The 19387-nt window shown below is 46.7% G+C and carries 19 protein-coding genes and 1 tRNA gene; 5 read left to right on the top strand and 15 right to left on the bottom strand.

Annotated elements, in window-relative coordinates; all coding sequences use genetic code 11:
- Positions 1-290: 290 nt before the first annotated feature.
- Positions 291-1211 carry a prolipoprotein diacylglyceryl transferase gene (gene lgt / locus NDA01_RS09765; protein WP_348227802.1) on the bottom strand — a complete coding sequence of 307 codons (921 nt, stop codon included), beginning with the start codon at positions 1209-1211 and terminating at the stop codon, positions 291-293.
- A 307-nt stretch (positions 1212-1518) separates the two neighbouring features.
- Here lgt and rlmN point away from each other — a divergent pair, with 307 nt between their 5' ends.
- Positions 1519-2631: a dual-specificity RNA methyltransferase RlmN gene (gene rlmN / locus NDA01_RS09760; protein WP_431193360.1), complete on the top strand. Its 1113-nt coding sequence runs from the start codon at positions 1519-1521 to the stop codon at positions 2629-2631.
- Positions 2632-2684: 53 nt separating this feature from the next.
- On the opposite strand, the gene NDA01_RS09755 is transcribed toward rlmN, so the two are convergent.
- Together NDA01_RS09755 and uvrC are read right to left on the bottom strand one after the other, a co-directional pair.
- On the bottom strand, positions 2685-2873 hold the full coding sequence (locus NDA01_RS09755; protein WP_190438540.1) for a replication restart DNA helicase PriA: 189 nt from the start codon (positions 2871-2873) through the stop codon (positions 2685-2687).
- A gap of 925 nt (positions 2874-3798) precedes the next feature.
- Entirely contained in the window at positions 3799-5682 is a 1884-nt protein-coding gene (uvrC, locus tag NDA01_RS09750; protein WP_348227801.1) for an excinuclease ABC subunit UvrC, read from the bottom strand.
- A gap of 199 nt (positions 5683-5881) precedes the next feature.
- Here uvrC and NDA01_RS09745 point away from each other — a divergent pair, with 199 nt between their 5' ends.
- Positions 5882-6061 carry a hypothetical protein gene (locus NDA01_RS09745; protein WP_190438544.1) on the top strand — a complete coding sequence of 60 codons (180 nt, stop codon included), beginning with the start codon at positions 5882-5884 and terminating at the stop codon, positions 6059-6061.
- A 23-nt stretch (positions 6062-6084) separates the two neighbouring features.
- On the opposite strand, the gene NDA01_RS09740 is transcribed toward NDA01_RS09745, so the two are convergent.
- The 7 genes from NDA01_RS09740 to NDA01_RS09710 all read right to left on the bottom strand — a co-directional run bounded on the left by NDA01_RS09740 (position 6085) and on the right by NDA01_RS09710 (position 14020).
- Positions 6085-6492, bottom strand: a complete 408-nt coding sequence (locus tag NDA01_RS09740) for a response regulator (protein WP_348227800.1) — start codon at positions 6490-6492, stop codon at positions 6085-6087.
- Positions 6493-6822: 330 nt separating this feature from the next.
- Complete coding sequence (locus NDA01_RS09735) at positions 6823-7794, bottom strand: NF038130 family PEP-CTERM protein (protein ID WP_348227799.1); 972 nt, start codon at positions 7792-7794, stop codon at positions 6823-6825.
- A gap of 490 nt (positions 7795-8284) precedes the next feature.
- A complete protein-coding gene (locus NDA01_RS09730; RefSeq protein WP_348227798.1) occupies positions 8285-10351 on the bottom strand; it encodes an Ig-like domain-containing protein in 2067 nt (688 codons plus the stop codon).
- A 265-nt stretch (positions 10352-10616) separates the two neighbouring features.
- Positions 10617-11789, bottom strand: a complete 1173-nt coding sequence (locus NDA01_RS09725) for an LL-diaminopimelate aminotransferase (RefSeq protein ID WP_348227797.1) — start codon at positions 11787-11789, stop codon at positions 10617-10619.
- A 123-nt stretch (positions 11790-11912) separates the two neighbouring features.
- Entirely contained in the window at positions 11913-12248 is a 336-nt protein-coding gene (locus tag NDA01_RS09720) for a thioredoxin family protein (RefSeq protein ID WP_190438561.1), read from the bottom strand.
- A gap of 251 nt (positions 12249-12499) precedes the next feature.
- A complete protein-coding gene (locus NDA01_RS09715) occupies positions 12500-13273 on the bottom strand; it encodes a PspA/IM30 family protein (protein WP_190438564.1) in 774 nt (257 codons plus the stop codon).
- Between the two features lie 360 nt (positions 13274-13633).
- The gene (locus NDA01_RS09710; RefSeq protein WP_348227796.1) at positions 13634-14020 is read right to left on the bottom strand and encodes a nuclear transport factor 2 family protein; all 387 of its coding nucleotides are present in this window, start codon (positions 14018-14020) and stop codon (positions 13634-13636) included.
- Between the two features lie 159 nt (positions 14021-14179).
- Here NDA01_RS09710 and NDA01_RS09705 point away from each other — a divergent pair, with 159 nt between their 5' ends.
- A complete protein-coding gene (locus NDA01_RS09705) occupies positions 14180-14707 on the top strand; it encodes a hypothetical protein (protein ID WP_348227795.1) in 528 nt (175 codons plus the stop codon).
- A 36-nt stretch (positions 14708-14743) separates the two neighbouring features.
- Here the strand turns inward: NDA01_RS09705 and NDA01_RS09700 are convergent, their stop codons facing one another.
- Positions 14744-15157 carry a response regulator gene (locus NDA01_RS09700; RefSeq protein WP_348227794.1) on the bottom strand — a complete coding sequence of 138 codons (414 nt, stop codon included), beginning with the start codon at positions 15155-15157 and terminating at the stop codon, positions 14744-14746.
- A 103-nt stretch (positions 15158-15260) separates the two neighbouring features.
- Entirely contained in the window at positions 15261-15794 is a 534-nt protein-coding gene (moaC, locus tag NDA01_RS09695) for a cyclic pyranopterin monophosphate synthase MoaC (RefSeq protein WP_348227793.1), read from the bottom strand.
- A gap of 34 nt (positions 15795-15828) precedes the next feature.
- Here moaC and NDA01_RS09690 point away from each other — a divergent pair.
- Positions 15829-15902, top strand: a tRNA-Arg gene (locus NDA01_RS09690).
- Positions 15903-15931: 29 nt separating this feature from the next.
- On the opposite strand, the gene NDA01_RS09685 is transcribed toward NDA01_RS09690, so the two are convergent.
- A complete protein-coding gene (locus tag NDA01_RS09685; RefSeq protein ID WP_348227792.1) occupies positions 15932-17185 on the bottom strand; it encodes an MFS transporter in 1254 nt (417 codons plus the stop codon).
- Between the two features lie 247 nt (positions 17186-17432).
- Positions 17433-17633: a hypothetical protein gene (locus NDA01_RS09680; RefSeq protein WP_348227791.1), complete on the bottom strand. Its 201-nt coding sequence runs from the start codon at positions 17631-17633 to the stop codon at positions 17433-17435.
- 120 nt (positions 17634-17753) lie between these two features.
- Here NDA01_RS09680 and NDA01_RS09675 point away from each other — a divergent pair, with 120 nt between their 5' ends.
- On the top strand, positions 17754-18650 hold the full coding sequence (locus NDA01_RS09675) for an alpha/beta fold hydrolase (RefSeq protein ID WP_348227790.1): 897 nt from the start codon (positions 17754-17756) through the stop codon (positions 18648-18650).
- A gap of 40 nt (positions 18651-18690) precedes the next feature.
- Here the strand turns inward: NDA01_RS09675 and NDA01_RS09670 are convergent, their stop codons facing one another.
- Positions 18691-19167, bottom strand: a complete 477-nt coding sequence (locus NDA01_RS09670; protein ID WP_348227789.1) for a hypothetical protein — start codon at positions 19165-19167, stop codon at positions 18691-18693.
- Positions 19168-19387 lie beyond the last annotated feature (220 nt).

The raw sequence follows: 19387 nt of genomic DNA, 5'->3' as shown, positions 1-19387 counted from the left end.
GATTCAGTCTTTAGTGTAGAGGAGTCAGTCTAGAGCCTCCCCGTACGTGAAGTTACCTCTGGAGGGGGTCTGGGGGACGCAGCCGTCCCTCAGCGGGGGTTTGGGGGCAGGTGCCCCCAAGCTCTTGGTTCTAAAAGCGTAACCGTAAAGACTTGATAAAGCGATCGCTCCAGAATTCAAACTATCCGGATTGGCTACTGTGCCGTTGGATTATGGAATGGTAGATGCACCCTGATTTAACCCTGGAAGCCATTCAGCTTCTGGGGTTTTTCTTATTTAAATCTCCAAGTTTAAGGAAGATGATCCGATTCTTGACGCAACTTCGGATCTGTTTCCTGAGCAGCCACCACATCCGGTAAAGGACGACGGAGTTGGTAGAGCCAAAATAAACCAGCAAGACCGATGCTGATTTCCACCAAACTAATAATTTGAGCAATGCGGAGCGGCCCAATCATTAAGCTATCTGTCCGCAGTCCCTCAATCCAGAAACGCCCCAAGCTGTAACTGACTAAATAAACCAAAAACAGCGTTCCCACCTTCAAAACAGGTTTTCCCCGCAGTCCCCGGAAAAACAAGGTGATGAGAATCCCAAACACCATCAAATTCCACAGAGACTCATAGAGAAACGTGGGATGAAAGTACGCCACATTCTCATATCCCACGGGACGTTGCTCAGGAGGAATAAACAGCTTCCAGGGTAAATTAGTCGGTCGTCCAAACGCTTCTGAATTAAAGAAATTGCCCCACCGCCCGATCGCCTGTCCCAAAATCAAAGATGGTGCGACTAAATCTGCTAATTGCCAAAACGAAACTCGTTTGATCTTGGCGAAAATTAGGCTGGCAACCAAACCGCCCAGAATAGCGCCATGAATCGCAATGCCTCCTTTCCAAATGGCAATGATATCTTCTGGTCGTTGAGCATATTCTTGCCACTGAAACAGTACGTAATACAGCCGAGCCGAGGGAATTGCAGCGACAACTAACCAAATAATTAGGTCACCAATCAAATCGGGATCAACTCGGCGACGCGTCGCCAAAGCTTGGGACAAGCTGACCCCAATCAGCACAGCCGAGGCAATTAAGAGGCCATACCAACGAATAGTGAGAGGTCCCAACTCAACTAATATGGGGCCTGGAGACTTGAACTCAAAGGCCATAAGCCCATAGCAGCCACTCCAGAGATGGGACAAAATCGGCAGATCCAACGGCATGAGACTTTAGGATTCAGCTACAAACTTGATTTTATCCGTCCGAGTGCAGAATCCAAGCTAGACTGCGATTTCTCCAGCTTGGAATTCTAACTACCAAGAAGCCTGAATTAAAAGCGCTGTCCAAGGCTGCACGGGCCAATTGAGCTAGAATGAAAATCCCTAGGCCAGCTAACTTACCTACATGGCAGCGGAAGAATATAGGTGCATGAGTTAGCACCGAGAGGCCAAAGTTCTACAATTAAAAGTTTGTCAGAATCGCAACTGCAATTGTTGACAACGCTAGCTGCTCCTGGAATTGAGAAAACGCATGGATAGAATTTACTCCGATCAACCTGTGGCACAGGCTATCACTGCTGGTCAATCAGGAACTGCGGCTCCGATGCCATCTGTAGTAGTTTTACCTCCCCTGCTAGGTGCTTCCGTGGCGGAGCTAACGGAGTGGGTGAAACAACAGCAACAGCCTGCTTATCGAGGGCAGCAGTTACACCAGTGGATTTACCAAAAAGGCGTGCGATCGCTGGACGAAATTTCAGTCTTCTCCAAGCAGTGGCGTTCCACGGTTGCTGATGTGCCTATAGGGCGCTCAACGTTGCATTACCGAGCAGCTGCACCAGATGGCACTGTGAAGTTTTTACTGCGGCTGGCTGATGGTCAAATTATTGAAACCGTAGGCATTCCCACGGAAAAGCGCCTGACTGTTTGTGTGTCTTCTCAGGTTGGCTGTCCGATGGGTTGCGACTTCTGCGCTACAGGTAAAGGTGGCTTCCTCCGCAATCTGGAGCGACATGAAATTGTTGATCAAGTTTTGACAGTTCAAGAAGACTTTCAACAGCGAGTCAGCAACATTGTGTTCATGGGCATGGGCGAACCTTTGCTCAATGTAGACAATGTCCTGGGTGCGGTGCGATCGCTGAACGAGGATGTGGGCATTGGTAAACGCGCCATGACCATTTCGACTGTAGGCATTCCGGGCCGCATTCGTCGTTTAGCCACACACCAGCTACAAACCACTTTGGCCGTGAGCTTGCATGCCTCTAACCAAGCAGTCAGAGAACAGCTAATTCCAAGCGCGAGACAGTATCCGCTGCAAGACTTGCTGGCCGAGTGCCGCGAGTATGTGCAGCTAACCGGGCGACGGGTCACGTTTGAATACATTTTGTTGGGCGGGTTAAATGACTGCCCAGAGCATGCAGTAGAACTGGCGGAACATCTGCGGGGGTTCCAGAGCCACGTTAACTTGATTCCTTACAACCCAATTAGTGAAGTAGATTATCAACGGCCTAGCCCACAACGGATTCAAGCTTTTCTAAATGGTTTAAAGCAGCATCATATTGCTGCGAGTGTGCGGCGATCGCGGGGTTTGGAAGCAGATGCCGCTTGCGGTCAATTGCGGGCAAAAAAAGTAGGAGCGATCGCTTAAGATCGCTCCTACCGTGCTGCTGCGATTGTGGTGCGGCAATCGCAAGTGCAAATCTAATGACGGGCGTAGATGCCAGGAGCATACGCTTCGATTACTTTGCCTGTGATTGTGCAAGTAATCATTAAATAATCACAAGTTTGGCATTGGGTTCGAGTCAAATGATCATCTGAAAGATGATGACGTTCGGCATGACTACCACAATTAGGGCAACGAACAACTTGTAAGGTTTCTAGAACACGCATTTTAATACTCTCGCAGCTAGCTCAACAATTAGGAGGGATTAAGGGCAAGGTTCACGAATTAAATTCGTAATTCTAAGATTTTCGAAACAAAATGTATCGAAGCTTACTAAATTAATCTGAGATTAAAAGTGCAGAAGTCATCGTCTCCTGACTCTTCTATTATGTTGGCATTTATGCAGATCGGCAATCAAGCTTTAGTTAGATTTTAGATTTCAGAGGTTGGGGATCGCCTACAGAGAGAGCGATCCCCGCAATACTGCTATTAGCTAAAAGCGCTGTTGATTTGGGACTGCTCGATACTAACTTCTTCGATGATTACAGAGTTCTCTAAACAATTCTGCAAATTTTTTATGAGATTTTACTTATGTTTATGAACTTTCTTAATGAGTTTACTGAGCGTTAGATAATATTTTATTGGAGAAAAATAGAAGCAATTGTTACTAAAAATACAAAATATTTCCTAGTTAAACTCCTCCACGTTCCGTCACGATTCAAGCAGCATAATGCATTGAGCTTTTATAAGTCTTTTGGTGTCGTCTACGTAGGGCAAAGCTGTGCCTCGAATATGTTGCCAAGGCAGTAAAACCACAAACTGCATTACCAGGAAGATCCAAGCATTTTGTCATGATTTCCTGCTATAGAAAACGAACATAAGTTTTCTGGGTCAGCACAAATGTTTGACCTCTAAATCGCAAAATTTGAAGGCAAACTCAAAAGAATATATTGATCCTGACTTTATCTAACCCTTCAAAGCGATCGCGTCAAATAAAGCTACTACCAATCATTAAAACTAAATTAAGAAAATGGTTCTTCCTTAAGAAGGATTTAGGCAACGATCAGCAATTTGGCTACGTAGTGACAACTTAAGCAGAGCTAGACCTTACTCTAGTTCGGTGAGGTTTATTTAACCCGTCTTACTAGAAAACTAGGACTGAGGATGAAAGTAGTCGTAGATTTTCTGAGCTATCTGAGGGCCAATCCCAGAAACATTTGTGAGTTGTTCCGGGGTCGCTTCCCGAATATAGTCAACTGAGCGAAAAGCAGCTAATAGTTCTTTTTGGCGATGATGCCCTAGCCCAGGAATATCTTCTAAGCAAGAGCGGCGCATGCGATCGCTGCGTTGCTGGCGATGGAAACTAACGGCAAAACGGTGAGCCTCATCCCGAAGACGACGCAACAGTTGCACTCCCGGCTGTTCTGCTTCTGTGGTTAAAGGCAGGGACTCCCCTGGCAAAAAGATTTCTTCTCGCTTTTTCGCTAAACTGACCACGCGCAACTCTTCTAATAAATTCAGCTCCCGCAGTACGCTAACTACAGCCGAGAGTTGGCCTTTGCCGCCATCAATCATGACTAAATCGGGCCAATCTGAATTGCCTACCCTTGGCAACTGCGGATCAGCGGCATATTTACGAAACCGCCGCCGAATCACTTCTGCCATGCTGGCAAAGTCATCCGAGTGCCCTGTGGTCACAGTAGGGTTTTTGATTTTGTAGTGCCGATAGTGCTGTTTGGCAGGTATACCATCTACAAACACGACCTGAGAAGCGACAGCGTCGGAACCTTGAATATGCGAAATGTCATAACCTTCAATCCGTCGCGGCATGTCAGGCAGATCTAAGACTTCGGCTAGATCTAACATCGCTTGAGCATTGCGATCGGCAAAGCGTTGAGTCCGAGCCAGCTCATACTCCGCGTTGCGCTCTACCATTTCAACTAGCTCAGCTTTAGTTTGCCGTTGCGGCGCGACAATCGTAACCTTGCGTCCTTTGCGATCGCTCAGAAACTCGGCGAGCATGTCGCTCTCCGGCAGTTCGTGCTGCACTAGAATTTCTGCGGGAATCTCGACTGCATCTACCGTTTGGTAATGCTCCTCCAATACTCGCTCTAGAATCGCACCTGGTTCTCCCGATTGAGCATCGGCGACAAAGCCTAATCGTCCTACTAATCTACCAGCGCGAATTTGAAACAGTTGAATGCAAGCATGCTGCTCATCTGCGGCCAACGCGATCGCATCACGAGAAATGGTGTCATCGGGGAGCGCTACTTTTTGCTCTGCACCTAGAGATTTCAAACCATTAATCTGGTCACGGAGGCGAGCCGCCTGCTCGAAGTTCAAAGCTTCGGCAGCTTGATCCATTTGCACCATTAAGGTATCAACCAGTTCCCCGGTACGCCCTTGAAAGACCATCGCGACTTTCTGTACAATTTTGCGATAGTCTTCACCCGAAATCATTTGCTGACAAACGCCTGGGCAACGACCAATATCGAAATTAAGGCAGGGACGATCCTTAAACAGAGGTTGGGGACGCTGCCGCAAGGGAAAGATCCGCTTCACAATATGCAGGGTGCTGCGGAGCAAATGAGTATCGACGTAGGGACCGTAAAACCGATCTCTTTCATTACCCAACCGTCGCTTGCGAGTAATAAAGATGCGGGGGTAATCCTCTGACCAGGTAATGCAGAGATAAGGATATTTTTTGTCATCTTTAAGCAGCACATTGAAATGTGGTTGATGCTGCTTAATTAAGTTCGCTTCTAGCGCTAGGGCTTCAGCTTCTGTATCTGTGACAATAAACTCGATTTCTGCGACCTGTCGCACCATCAACGCGATGCGAGGGCTGAGTGACTGTAAATCACGGAAATAGGAGCGCACCCGCGATCGCAGCTTTTTCGACTTACCAATATAGAGAATGCGATCGCTCACATCCCGCATGTAGTAAACCCCAGGCTCCGCTGGAATCTCTTTCAATCGGGTTTCGAGGCGCTCAGGCTCTTTCAGCAGTGGCAAAACTTGAGAAGATAGGGTCACAGGCCGAATTAGAAAAATAAACGAACTGAAAATTATAGAATCTTGAGCTTCAACCCATAGGGTGTCCGAGAAGTGTGGCCCTATACCTTTATTTTAGAACAGCTAGAAATCTTAAGCGAATTAACGGATTCTCTCTTCCCTCCGTAATTGCTATGGTTGTGAATGTATGTATTAAGACTATTAATTAAGTAGTAAAAGTATGGAAATTGAAGAGTTTGAGTCACAAACTCGCAATGCTATTGATAAAATTCTAAATCAATTGCAAACGGCAACCCTGCTAATTGCAGAGTTGGAATCTCAAATTTCTGAAGCAGGTGCCTCAGTACAAACCTTGAGTCAGCTTGTTGAAACCTTTGTCATAGAACAAAGAGCCAAATAAATCTGGATTTAGCAGAGGAATTCCTATAAGACCGAGTAGGGCAGTTCCTCTCGGATTGCTTGTTTGAGTAGGTTCAGGTTCACTGGTTTGACTAGGTAACGACGAGCCCCTAAACTCAACGCTCGCCGCTGGTCAGACTGAAAAGCAAACGCTGAAACGACGATTACAGGGACTTGGAACTCTTCCCCACGTTGTTGCAGTTGCTCTAAAAGAGTGTATCCATCGATATCTGGTAATTTCAGATCTAAAAGCACAACATGCGGCTGAAATTGAGCGATCGCCGTAAAAAACCCAGCACCTGCGGCCAAAGTTAGTACGGTATAACCGCAGTAATTGAGATAGTCACTCAGCAGTTGCCGATTGGAGTCATTGTCCTCAATCAGCAAGATTCGAGCACTGCCTTGTCCTAACTCATCTGCATCCTGGCTCATCCTTATAATTCCTTTTGCACAAAGCTACCCAATCTGGAGACCAAATTTTAGTTAGAGACTCTATCAGCCTCTAAGTTAAATTGGTTACATCCAATTTCGCAGCCTATAGTATCTGTCCTGACCCATTAACGCAAGGCTCGACTAACAGCAGCGTGAAACCGAGCGCGGTAAGGTCTAATAAGATTAAAGTATTTAAGTGACGTGAGACTTAGTAGCGATAAGAATTATCTGAACATTAAGTGGATATAAACGAAAATTTTCTAGACTTACACCACAAAATTAAACCAGGAAGCGATCGCCTCCTGGTTCTGATGTTGACTGAATTAATAATTAGTTTGAGGCTTGTTTGGTTAACTTACGCTTAGCCGCAAACAGTCCACCCAGACTAAATAAGCCCAGTGCTAGTGAAGGCTCAGGAACTGACTCAGGGGTAGACTTTGGTGGTAGTTCACCTTGCAACGAGACTTCATAGTTGCCAGTGTGAGAATTTGTACCATCTTTGGAGATGAGCCCAGACTTAGTCGCCTGATAGCTACGTAAGTACCGGCTCGCTTGTCCGTTGTAGCTAACTTTGACTAGTTCACTGGCCTGAATGGTGCCCGGTAATCCTAAGAGAGGGGCAGCATTGAAATGTCCGGCTAAGCCAATCTTAATCAACCCAGTTTGATCGTCTTGATTGACATAGGAGATGTTGGGGTCACTAAATCTTTGCAGCCCACCTGCTAGCAAAAAGGTGCTAAATAGGTTTTGGTTAGGTGCCATCCCGTACTGAGTTAGGGTGGTGTTAAACCAAGTGGTTGCTAAGTTGGATGAATTGTAGAGCGAGGCGATCGCTGCAGATTTTTGGATGGCAGTTGTATTAGAACCGAGGGCTGTCTGGAGAGTAGTAACGTTGCTAGCTCCTAGCCAATCTACAGCGGTTAAGCTGCTGAGGCTGATGTTTTTACCGTTGAGCTGACCATCCAAAGTTTTAACTTCGTTGTAACCCAAAAAATTGTTGAAAGCGGTTAGCTTTTGGGCCGAGGTTGCTCCGGCGCTGGAGTAGAGAGAACCTGCTTCACTATTAGAAAATAGTTCGACATTGCCGCCTGGAGCGCTGCTATCACCATCTAATGCTGCCTGCACATTATTGGTTGGGTCTACTACGGTTTGACCGCCAATGACTGTGTAAGTCAGAAAAGATGCATTACCTCCAACTGTTGCATTGACGATAGATGCTGCAAATGTAGGAGCGTTAGCGATCGCACTGACAGTTGCGAACACGGAGGCTCCAACGATTAGGCGTTTAATACTCTTCACCATGTTGTGTGTCTCCACAAGATTTCTAGATAACGTTCGAGCCCTGGAACACCCACTACAGGGGAGGTAGATTTGTGCGATCCAGAGTTAACAAGATCGATAAAACTCTGAGGGGCAATCTACTACTTCGTAGTTTTACTTGAGTATTTTTTGGTATTGAATCAACGCCTAGTCTAGAAAGTTTAAGTACTCAAATAGGTAAAGTTCGCTGAGATTTTGCCTAAGCTTAGATAAAGAATTGCTTGCTCTTTTGATAGCTACCGATCGCTCATTCCCGTAGAAATACAGGTAGCCAGTAGTTTTCCGGAAGCACAGCGTCAGATTAAGGCCATTGCATCCTCGCAAGTACTCAATAATACGCATCCATTAAACGTTCGGCTGCCTGGAATGAGTAATATCAATTCCTGGAAATCAGGTTACAAGTAATTGGCTGTAGGGGCGAACGGCCGTTCGCCCTTACGAATATCTGTAAATAGAATTTGGAGAATTGGTATTAGTAGGTAATTACAAACTGATTAATGTTGAGAATTGGCGTGTTAGTTAAGGTGGCGATCGCGACGGCTGAGCCAGCACCCGTGCCATCAGCATCGAAGCTGAGAACCCCAGTGCTGGTGTTGTAGAGGAAGTTAGCGCTGGTGCCAAGTGACGTAGGCGCAGCACTACTTACCAAGACTCCTGTGGAAGCAGTAGTCGTGCTGAGGGGAATTCCTGCTCGCAAACCACCTCCAAAATTTGCTTCCGAAATATGGAACGTGTCATCAGATGCAAAGTCGGTGATTGAATCTCTACCGTGGTTTGGAGCTTTGTAGAGGAAAATATCGGTTCCCCCTCCACCCGTGAGTCGATCGCCACCTGCTTCGCCTGCAAGCACGTTGGCTGCTGTATCTCCAACAATCACATCGTTATTGGCTGTGCCTGTGTAAATGGGTAAATAGGCATAGCGGCTAAACAGACCCGTTTGTTCGCTCGTGGTGTAGAACTCTGTATTACTCTCGCCAAAGGCGATCGCTTCTCCTTGGGTTTCGTTGGGCAAAGGGATTTCCATATTTGGCTGCCGCCCAAACAAGCTACTCCATGATTCGCCAGGAGTGCGCTGCCACAGGAAAGCGGTGTTGTATGTACGCAAGATAAAGGTGGTGCGATCGCTGCTCAAAGCTGCACCTGTGACTAGGCGATCGCTTAAGGTTGTTCGCTGAGAAACGTCAAATGTGCCAACTAGGGTGAGAGTGGGGCTGTTTGGACTTAAACTGCGACTAAAAATCTTGCTTTGCCCAGTGGTGGGGAATAAATCCTTGGTGATAATTAACAGTTCTTGTCTGTCTGAGTCAAAAATCATGGCCTCGCTGTCAAAAGAGCCACTGGGATACCTGATCGGCAGCGTTGCCACTAAGCTCACAGATTGAGCACCGGCACTCGGTTCATTCACAACATAAATTTTCTGATTCGTGCGTGAGCCAACGCTAAGGTTTTGGTTGTTGCCAATGTCCCCAATAAAGAGGTATCTGCCTCCACCAGGAGCAGGCCCAGTGGTAATCTCTTCCCAATCAACGTTAGTTGCCCCAGTGACGTTGACTTGGCCAATAGCTTTGCCTCTGTTGTCTATTGCATAGATAGCCGCAGTATTGCCCGAATCGTTGTGAGTCCACCAAAAATCTCCCGCTCCTCGCACTAAACCGGAAGATTCGCTTAGATTAGGAAATTTTCCAGTTGTATAACCGTAGTAGCCGTTAGTTGGTGTAACCGAGGGCGCAGGGTTAACCGTAATTGCAACTGTGCCTGTTGCTGTGCCACCGTAGCCATCCTCAATTGTGTAAGTGAAGGTGTCTACCCCACTAAAATTGGCATTCGGCGCATAAGTCAGCGTGCCATCACTGTTTTTAGTCACGGTGCCATTTGCGGCTGAACTAAACCCAGTTAGAGCCAACACGTCTTGATTTTTATCGCTATCGTTTCCTAGCACATTGATAGCGGTGGCTGTATTGGCAGTAGTCACAACAGCGTCACTATTGGCAAGAGGAGCCGTATTGATGCTGTCACGCCCTTCTAGCCTGCCATGTCGGGAGAAGTGGTCAAATCCACTGATAAAAGCGCCCGCTGCAACCGCCCCAGCAACATCTGAGTTGTGAGCTAAGTAAAAACTTTCATTGAACAGAGAACTAGGATTGCGCTGTTCAAACCGCCCATAGCGTAGAAAATGCTCAAATCCGCTGCTCAAAACACCTTGGGCTACTGCCGCAGCAACATCCGTATAAGTCGCTAAATAGAAGTTGTTATCAAACAAGGAACTAGGATTGCGTTGCTCAGACTGACCAAATTGTAAGAAGTGGTCTAAACCGCTGGGAAAGGCTCCCTGGGCTACTGCCGCAGCAACATCAGGGTGATTTTGTAAATAAAATTGGTTATCGAACAGAGGGCTAGGATTGCGGTGCTCCCGTTGCCCGAACTGCCTGAAATGCTCTAAGCCACTGGCAAAAAATCCTTGAGCGACAGCGGCGGCGACATCTGTATAAGTGAATAGATAGAACCTTTCGTCGAATAACGTACTAATATCAATGCTCATAAACGTTAGCGAAATACTGGTAATGCAATATCGTGAATGCAAGTGCAGAGCTAACTTCTGAGTTTCTCTACTTCATTGTTCAGCTTCTAGGTCGTTCACAACACCTTAGTCTAAGTATTACGTACGAGATGATTGGTGAAATTAGTATAGATTTTTACAGGATTTTGTGAAGAAGCTATGAAGGTTGGGCCTTAAGTAAAAACCTTCAATCTTAGCTTTCAGTAAATCAACGTAAATAGTTGTGCAGAGTTAAAACCGGAAATCTTCAATGAGCTTCGAGAAATTGAGCAATTCTATCAACCGCAGTTTTCAAAATGGCTGGCTCATGGACTAAGGCGAATCTCACATATCCTTCACCCGACTTACCAAAACCAGCACCGGGAGACGCAGCAACTCCGGTTGCCTCAACCATTTGAGTGCAAAACTCCATTGAATTTTGGCTCCAGCGCTCAGGTAGTTTGGCCCAAACATACATAGTGGCCGTAGGCATCGGTACTTGCCAACCAATGCGGTTGAGAGCGGTTACAAATGCATCGCGTCGTTGTTGAAAGGTTTCTACAGTGACTTGAATGCTTTCTTGAGGGCCTGTGAGAGCAGCGATCGCCCCATTCAAAATCCCTCGATATTGGTTGAAGTCGACAGCCGCTTTGACTTGGCGCAAAGCTCGAATCAGTTCAGCATTGCCGATCGCGTATCCAATCCGAAATCCACCCATGTTGTAGGACTTGGAAAGGGTAAAAAATTCAATAGATACGCTCTTGTCTGGGTCAGCTTGTAGGACGGAGGGCAAAGCTGTGCCATCAAACACGAGGTCAGCGTAAGGAAAATCGTGCACCAAAACTAAATTGTGCTGTTGGCAGAAGGCAACCGCTTCTTGGAAAAACGAGAGCGGGGCGATCGCGGCGGTGGGGTTATGAGGATAGCTCAACACCATCATGCGAGACTGCGCCAAAACTGGGCCTGGAATGTCTGCAAAAATCGGCAAGAAGTTGTTTTCAGCTAGCAGCGGCATGGGATAAATTTGCCCACTAGCTAAATAAACTCCCCCGGCGTGAGAGGGATAGCCTGGATCTAGCAGCAGCGCAAAGTCTCCGGGATTGAGTACTGCTAAAGGTAAATGAGCTGTGCCTTCTTGCGAACCGACTAAAGGTAAGACTTCGGTTTCTGGATCGACTGCAATACCAAACTTCTTTTCGTACCAAGTGGCTGCGGCTTGGCGGAAGGCTTGTGTGCCATGAAACAACAAATAGCCGTGGGTGCTTTGGTCTGAAAGAGACTGCGCGATCGCCTCAATCACATGCTCCGCTGCGGGTAAATCGGAGGAGCCAAGCGACAAATCAATCAAGTCTCGGCCTGCTGCTCTGGCTCTAGCTTTTGCCTGGTCCATATCAGCAAACACATTAGATTGAAGAGGGGCTAGACGCTTGGCAAATTGCATAATAACTTCGCTCTCAGCAATTGAGATCAATTCGGTTGGCTGGCCATCTAACGGATGATGGCTAAAGGCTCTAGGCGAGCGGCTGAGAGCTACTAATAACCCTACTTTGGCCTCTACTTTGGCCTACTTTGGTAAGTGAGTTTCGAGCAGATCAATCAGCTTTTGCTTACCAATGGCTCCTTCAATTGAAGCCGCGACTTCCCCATCTTTAAGGAAGATTAGAGCGGGTACTCCCTGCACTTGGTACTTCGCCACGGTTTCAGGATTGGGGTCTATCTCCATTTTGACAACTTTGAGGCGATCGCTGTAGTGAGTCGCAGCCCAATCCATCAAGGGAGCCGTAAGGCGGCAAGGGCCACACCAAGGAGCCCAAAAGTAGATAACCACAAGTTTACTCGTTGGCTCAAGAGCGGTTGCCGCAAACTCAGCGTCTGAAATCGTAATTACACTGCCAGTCATGACGTTTGAATTCTAATAATTACTTAATACTTTAAAACGATGCTGACTGGTTAAGAATCAACTCATAAATTCTTGGGAGCAAGTTAGAGTTCTTGCAGGCCTCTCTAAACCCTCTGCCTATCGCCGATGCGCTTTAAATCTCTCACAGACTCAATCTCCCGCAACTCCTACTCTAGCTCCCCTTCCCTTTAAGGGAAGAGGGGCTGGGGGTTAGGTCTCATGAGAAGACACAGTAAAAGTGCTAAACACTGTTATAGACTGTCAAGCTGCTTTTTCAGGTCTTCCAATTCAGCATCAACGGCTGCATCTTTGGGTGCGCTCGCTGATGGGCTAGATGCAGGTAGCGTTTTCTGTTCAGGTGAAGCACCACCAATCAACTGAGCCTTCATAGCGGCCAGCTCATCATCTACATCGCTACCAGACTCTAATTGGGCAAATTGGCTTTCTAAGTTAGCGCCTGCCAACTCAGCAACTGCTTGAGAACGAGCCTCCATTTGCAATACCTTTTCTTCCATGCGCTCAAAAGCACCCATAGCACTACCAGTGCTCATATTGCCGACCACATTTTGCAGTTGCTCATTAGCTTTCGCAGCAGCAGCGCGGGCCTTGAGCATGTCTTTCTTAGTCTTCGCTTCCGAAATCTTGCTCTCTAAGCCGATTAAACTACGCTTCAAAGTATCAACCTGACCGTTTTGTTGGTCGAGTTGAGTTTTCAGACTCGTAGCGGTTTCATTGTAGGTTTTACGGCGTAGCAATGCTTCACGGGCTAAGTTCTCATCACCCTTTTGTAGCGCCAATTGAGCGCGTTGCTGCCAGTTATTAGATTCGGTTTGAGCCTGGTTTTGTTGTTGTTGAGTTCGCTTTTGGCTGGCGATCGCACTGGCAACGGCTTGACGCAACTGCACCAAGTCCTCTTGCATGTCCAGAATAGACTGTTCCAGAATCTTCTCTGGATCTTCAGCCTTGCTGACCATGTCGTTGACGTTGGATCTGACTACTCGGCTAATGCGGTCGAATAATCCCATGACTCTATCTTTCCTTTTGGGGTGTATGAGGTGAGCAACGCAGGCTGCTTACCTAAGCCTGCCTGGATTTCAAAGTTTTAGGGTGAATTAAATTGAGGCTATGTCAATAGTCTTAACATATACTAGCTAAATCCTTCCTCCAGCCAGCGCTAGAACGCTTCCTAGTGTTGGTGTGAATGATGGGGGCTACACCAGCAAAGGAATTCACTTGAAAAAGTAAAATCTATCTGCTTCTACTTTTCGAGCGATCGCAATCTTGTACTTGAGTAAGTACGTGACAGCCCCATTTTGGCATAAACTCTAGCAGCTCGGAAAAGGGACACGCGGTTCTCAAACATTAGTTACAAGCGTTCATTAAAGCTAGCGAGCTAGAGGGCTGCCGTGATGATGGACCAGATACCATTTCTGGGCCATGCACTCAAAAATATTAGTCGCTATAGATTGTGCCTGGACTTTCTGGTTACCGACTACCTGAAATAGCTTTTCGAGCACTACGACATAGGCGATCGCGCTATTTACCTCAGTAGTAATGATCTCTACCTCAATTTCGAGATAGCTAGTGTTCTTGAAGATTTTCTCCCAAGAGCTACCAATCGCATCCCATCCTCGTAGAGCTAGCCGTCCCGGGTGAATGCAGAGGCTACCTGTGCCTTTGGACCACACTGCCTGCATTGCCTCCATATCTTTTCTTTCAAAAGCTCGGTAGAAGGCTTGATTAGCTGCTAGTACTGCTTGCTCGTCACTCATACAATACGTCACCCTTGTCGTTTTATAGCAATGTCATGAACTGATTACTTAACAACGAGATTAAAAAATTAGTTAAGTTGCAACGCAAACCAACAAACGAACTAGAAACTAAGATTAGAATCAAGCAAAGCTATCCATTTCTTAACCCAGCTTAGGCTTGTGACTGTTAAACGATTTCTTCGCCAAGCGACCCTAACTCGTCGCTCCCATTTAACTGTTTTTATCCTTTCAGACGAAGCGGCTGCTTTTCAAGCTTATCGGCTTTTGCAATCGCATGGAATTTCTCCCGAGCATTTAGCGATCGTTGGTAAGGGCTATAGCAGTCCTGATCGGGTTGGGCTTCTAAAACCCATGCAGATTGCTACTCGTAAAGCGCAAGCTTTGGCAGTTTTTGCTGGAACAGGTGGCTCGGCAATTAGTTTTATTGGAGCCCTATTTATTCACTTTGGCTTGGGCTTTCCCCTGCATGCCAATCTAGTACTCATGATCGTAGCGGGCGGTGTTGTAAGTGGTTTTTGCGGAGCTGTAGCGGGAGCGCTGTTAGGGTTCCTAGGAGAAGGCAGTACCTCTGGAATTTACCGCCACTACCTAAGCCAAGGACGCTATCTCTTAATGATGGAAGGTCCCGAAAAGCTAGTACGTCGGGGGCAAGAAGTATTAAGTTATTACTCTACTTCCAAGCCCTAATCAATGGCTAGATCTAGGACGCTGCCCACAACTTGCCTACTCAAGCCCTGAAGCTAGATGAACAGGAAGCTTTTTATCTGTAAGGAGTTGTTTAACTGCACTCAAAATAAATTCTAGTCCAGCATCTTTAGCAATAAAGAAATCTGCTTCTGGGCAAAGTTGCTTGCCTAACGCCAAATTATTTTTGCTAATAAATGCAGTAGTAAGAACCAGAATCGGTGACTGACTTAAGTCCTGCTTGAGCTGCTGAATAATACTGCAACCATCAATATTTTTTTGGTATTGAGTTGGTGGAATGGAAAAATCCACAATAATCAGGTCATATTGAGAAGATTTAGGAATTAACTCACTGAAAGAGTGAAAAACAGAGACTTCAAAAGTACCTCTAAAGAAGCGCTGAATTAAAAAACACCAGTGCTCATCGTCATCTAGTATGGCAATTTTGTTCATTTATAATACTTTTTGAAAAACTAATCAGGCTTTTTCTCTAGCATCATCCTCTAGGTGAAGCAGTGTCAATAATCTGTAGTTTTTGTTTAGGATTTGGTTCTAGTTAAGATGCGTCTGTTGCTTCGGCTTGGTAGTTGCCTGACTTACCACCAGTCTTACTGAGCAAGCGAATTGACTCAATTTGCATTGACTTTTCTAGAGCTTTAGCCATGTCATAGAGAGTTAAAGCTGTGATTGAGACGGCTGTCAAAGCTTCCATCTCTACGCCTGTTTCGGCTTTGGTTTTCACTTCTGCCCGAATTTGATAGCCCGGTAAATGATGGTCTGGAGTGAGCCAAACTTCTACTTTATGCAGTGGTAAAGGGTGACAAAGAGGAATCAATTGTGCGGTTTGCTTGGCGGCCATGATTCCAGCCAACCTAGCTGTGCTAACCACATCCCCTTTAGGTGCATTACCCGCTTGGATCGCTCCCAGCGTCTCTGGGCGCATGCGGACTTGGCCCACCGCGATCGCTTGACGGATGGTTGACTCTTTAGCAGAAACGTCTACCATCTGAGCTTGCCCTGCTGAGTCTAAATGGCTCAAGGGCTGACTACTAGCTGAATTCGGGCTTTCAGGAAAAATTTGTTGTGTCATTTGGTTTAGGTGTGCTAATATGAATTCTTGTCGGGGGCTTGTAGCTCAGTGGACTAGAGCACGTGGCTACGGACCACGGTGTCGGGGGTTCGAATCCCTCCTAGCCCGTCAAAAAGGGTAGGCTTAGTGCCTGCCCTTTAACTTTTTTGAGGCGTTTGATTAACTGCATACAGATCGCGACCTCGCCCGGAAGCGAATTTGAGTGAGTAAGCTAGGTCTTTGCTAGATTGAGTGATGAAAACTAGCAGACCTACAAATGCGAGAATAGCGCAGAAGCCAAACAAGCTGCGGTACCCTACTTGCTCCGCTACAGAGCCAAAAATGGGACCAGCGATCGCGATACCCACATCAAAACCACTCACACATAGCGCTAAAATTTTAGCTCGCTCTTGTGGTTGGGAGCGATCGGCCATCAACGCCACCATCATAGGAATTAGCGTGCCTGCTCCAGCGCCTTCTAGCAAACCTGCAATCAAGAAAGCTTCAGCATTGCGGGCAGTCCACAACAGCAGCATTGCGAGTGAATAAAAAGTAAGGCTTAGGCTGATAAATAGTCCTCGGCCATAGCGATCGGAAGCTCGACCTGTGAGGAGGCGAATGCCGAAGCTAGCGATCGCAGCAGCTGTGTAAAAGAATCCCGCGTTCAGGTCAACTTTAGCTTCAGCAATGTACAAGGGCACAAAGGTACTCAGAGTCCCAAATGCTAAGCCGATTAATAGCATTACCAGAGCAGGAATGCGAATTCGGGGACTGAGTAATAAACGCCAAAACTGATTGGATGGACCACTAGAGCTTGAATCTCCGTTCTCTAAGTGCCGATTGGGTTCACGAACTTGTACTGCGCTCACTAGCCCAATCAAACCCAACAAGGCGGATAAGAGAAATAAAGGAATATATCCTACCGCTGCTTGGAGTAACCCACCTATTGCAGGTCCAATCGCGACCCCAATTGGGTTAACCAAGCTCATATACCCAACTAACTCACCACGATTTTTCTCTGGTGAAAGATCAACGGTTAAGGCACTGTAAGCCGTACCAAAGGCGGCAATGCTGACACCGTGGAAAGCTCGAACTGCGATCAGCAATGGGATGGAATGGATAAACAAATAGCCCAGGGGAGCGATCGCCACAACTGTCATGCCAATCAGCAAAACGATCTTGCGACTGCGGTTATCGGCTAAATTTCCTAACCAAGCCCGCGACAATAGCAAGCCAATTGCAAAGGCCCCCATCACAATGCCAATTTGTTGGCTACTCCCACCAATTTCTTGTACGTAGAGGGGTAAGGTTGGCAGCAAAGAAGCCAAACTGCACCAAAATAGCAGTCCGGTGGCAAACAAAACTAATAAGTTGCGACGAGGCTCAGGCGCTAAATCTGTAAAAGCTTTCAAAATATAGTTCCTTCTACCAATCCTTCTATCAACCTGTAGTTGCCCACGCTGGACACATAGCAACAATTCTTCCCCTATGATGTGGAAGTTTGTTACATTTTGTCATCTACACTACAGATTGATTTCTGGAATTTCGCGATGGGCGATCGCTTAGAAGCAAGGCTAATTAGAGGTCCAATAAAAGAAAAAATCAGAGCTTTCGGCCCTGATTAATCCAGATGTATGGAGTTTTTAGAGAATGGCAAAGTTATGAAGCTTGGCGAGAAATGATCTTCTCGATAGTAGCCTGTGTCTGCTGGAGCAACTGTTCTCGGCTATCGGAAGCTTGGATCAGCGGTGGGACCAAGTTGCGAGCTTGTAACGTCATGTGAAGCTGGAGGTGAGCGACGTACTCGCTAAAGTCTTCGCGAGTGGAATAATTCAGTGACTGATGTGAATGCGACTCCAAAGTGTTCTCCTTCCCTTACTCTGCGCCGTCAATCGACCATCAAAGAAGTTATCATGCCGTTAAGCTGATCTTTGAGCTCTGCAATGAAGTGTAACGCTTTTCACAATTGTTTATTGAGTTGTGTTGACTGAATTGGAATCTTCGACTGATCCACGCATCCTAACCATACCCCTACAGTTTGGACAACCTGATACTAGTTCCCAGCCAGCAGCCTATTTGGAAATGGGGAGCGGTCCGACACTGGTGCTGTTACATGGGTTTCTAGGCACTGGAGCTTGTTGGCTACCTCTGATGCAGAAATTGCGATCGCACTATCGCTGCATCAGTCTAGACTTGCTTGGCTTTGGGAATTCGGGTAAGCCTGCTATTCGCTACGACATTGCAACAGAAGTAGCTTTTGTGCGCCAGGTGGTAGAAGCCCTAAATCTAGGTTCCTGTTATTTCATAGGCCATTCGTTCGGTGGTTGGGTCGCGGCAGCTTATGCCTTGCAGTATCCCGATGCGGTGAATGGTCTTGTCTTAGCAGCCGCTGCCGGAATTCGAGACGATAGTTTTTGTGGCCGCTATGACCATTTGCGCCCGTTATTATGGCCTGTCCCAGTGGTTGATTGGGGCCTACATTTGGTTAAACCGTTAGCGGGGTTATTGGGTCAGCGGGCGGCGATTGCCCAACTTAGCTGGTTTCGTCAGGAATTGAAAGCTCAACCTGCGGCTCGTGCCTTTCTGTTAGACCGACTGCGACCGGAAGACGCGATTGACACAGTAGAGCAGCACATTCATCAGTTGCGAGTGCCAACCCTAGTAATCACAGGCGATCGCGACGAAACCATTCCCTTATGGCATAGCCAAACTTATGCCAAACAAATTCCAGGCGCTGAGTTAGCAATTATTCCTGAGGCTGACCATGCTTTGCCCCAAAAATATGCGGATGAAATGGCAGAGTTGATTCTGCAATTTTTCGCCAACCAACCTGATGCCATTTCTTGCCGTTCATCAACTCACCCTAGTTCCAGTTAATTTTCGCCCATGTGGTTTTAGCATCTGCATGACAGCTTCGCTACTGTGCTTTGCAGTAACCATTTAGGTCACTCACAGATCTACTTTCCTCCTGAGCTGCTTTTAGCGCCGTTTGGGTAGCAGCTTGGGCCTTTGCTTGCATTGCTTTGGCTTGTGTACCACCTGTCCCTGTTGGTTGAGTTTGCCGGAGGCTGGCAACTGCGTTGGCAATCTCGCGCGACGATTGGGCTAAAGTTTGATAAATTCTGGCGAAGTTAGCTTGGAATACTTGCAATTTTGTGTCTTGAACCTTAACCCCTTTAATCTCTTGGCTGAGTCCATCTAAGTTGGTAGCTAACTGATTCATTGCAGCCGGATCGTTGCCATTTATGCCTGAACTAGCAAGTGCCTGTCCTTTATTAATAACGTCAATTAACTTGTTGCACTGAACGATCTTGCTCTCTCCACAACTAGTCGCCAAGAGGGCAATTGCAGTAGTGCTTAAAACCATAACTGCCAATCGAAAAAGACGGCGCATCAACACTCTCCTCACAAGCTGGTGAACAAAACATTGCATTCAAAACCGATTCAGTTGCAGGTATCTAGCTCAATCTCCGAAGGATTTAAGCATTAGCTGATGAGCTAGTCTGTCAAACCCAAGCAATCAATAATCAGGCAATTGAAACTTACCTGAGATGGTGCACCGTAGTCTTAAGACAACCGTAGATTTTTGTCAGTGTCAAGTTACACCATGATTA

Origin of the sequence: Trichocoleus desertorum AS-A10, from assembly GCF_039962155.1 — a bacterium.
Classification (GTDB): Bacteria; Cyanobacteriota; Cyanobacteriia; order FACHB-46; family FACHB-46; genus Trichocoleus.
Note: the sequence above shows the minus strand (reverse complement) of the source record. Positions and strands in the feature narration are given on the sequence as shown.

Bases quoted from the DNA above. Each gene is read 5' to 3' on its own strand.
- lgt (WP_348227802.1), bottom strand. From the start codon at position 1,211: ATGCCGTTGGATCTGCCGATTTTGTCCCATCTCTGGAGTGGCTGCTAT.
- rlmN (WP_431193360.1), top strand. From the start codon at position 1,519: ATGGATAGAATTTACTCCGATCAACCTGTGGCACAGGCTATCACTGCT.
- NDA01_RS09755 (WP_190438540.1), bottom strand. From the start codon at position 2,873: ATGCGTGTTCTAGAAACCTTACAAGTTGTTCGTTGCCCTAATTGTGGT.
- NDA01_RS09745 (WP_190438544.1), top strand. From the start codon at position 5,882: ATGGAAATTGAAGAGTTTGAGTCACAAACTCGCAATGCTATTGATAAA.
- NDA01_RS09740 (WP_348227800.1), bottom strand. From the start codon at position 6,492: ATGAGCCAGGATGCAGATGAGTTAGGACAAGGCAGTGCTCGAATCTTG.
- NDA01_RS09735 (WP_348227799.1), bottom strand. From the start codon at position 7,794: ATGGTGAAGAGTATTAAACGCCTAATCGTTGGAGCCTCCGTGTTCGCA.
- NDA01_RS09730 (WP_348227798.1), bottom strand. From the start codon at position 10,351: ATGAGCATTGATATTAGTACGTTATTCGACGAAAGGTTCTATCTATTC.
- NDA01_RS09725 (WP_348227797.1), bottom strand. From the start codon at position 11,789: ATGCAATTTGCCAAGCGTCTAGCCCCTCTTCAATCTAATGTGTTTGCT.
- NDA01_RS09720 (WP_190438561.1), bottom strand. From the start codon at position 12,248: ATGACTGGCAGTGTAATTACGATTTCAGACGCTGAGTTTGCGGCAACC.
- NDA01_RS09715 (WP_190438564.1), bottom strand. From the start codon at position 13,273: ATGGGATTATTCGACCGCATTAGCCGAGTAGTCAGATCCAACGTCAAC.
- NDA01_RS09710 (WP_348227796.1), bottom strand. From the start codon at position 14,020: ATGAGTGACGAGCAAGCAGTACTAGCAGCTAATCAAGCCTTCTACCGA.
- NDA01_RS09700 (WP_348227794.1), bottom strand. From the start codon at position 15,157: ATGAACAAAATTGCCATACTAGATGACGATGAGCACTGGTGTTTTTTA.
- moaC (WP_348227793.1), bottom strand. From the start codon at position 15,794: ATGACACAACAAATTTTTCCTGAAAGCCCGAATTCAGCTAGTAGTCAG.
- NDA01_RS09670 (WP_348227789.1), bottom strand. From the start codon at position 19,167: ATGCGCCGTCTTTTTCGATTGGCAGTTATGGTTTTAAGCACTACTGCA.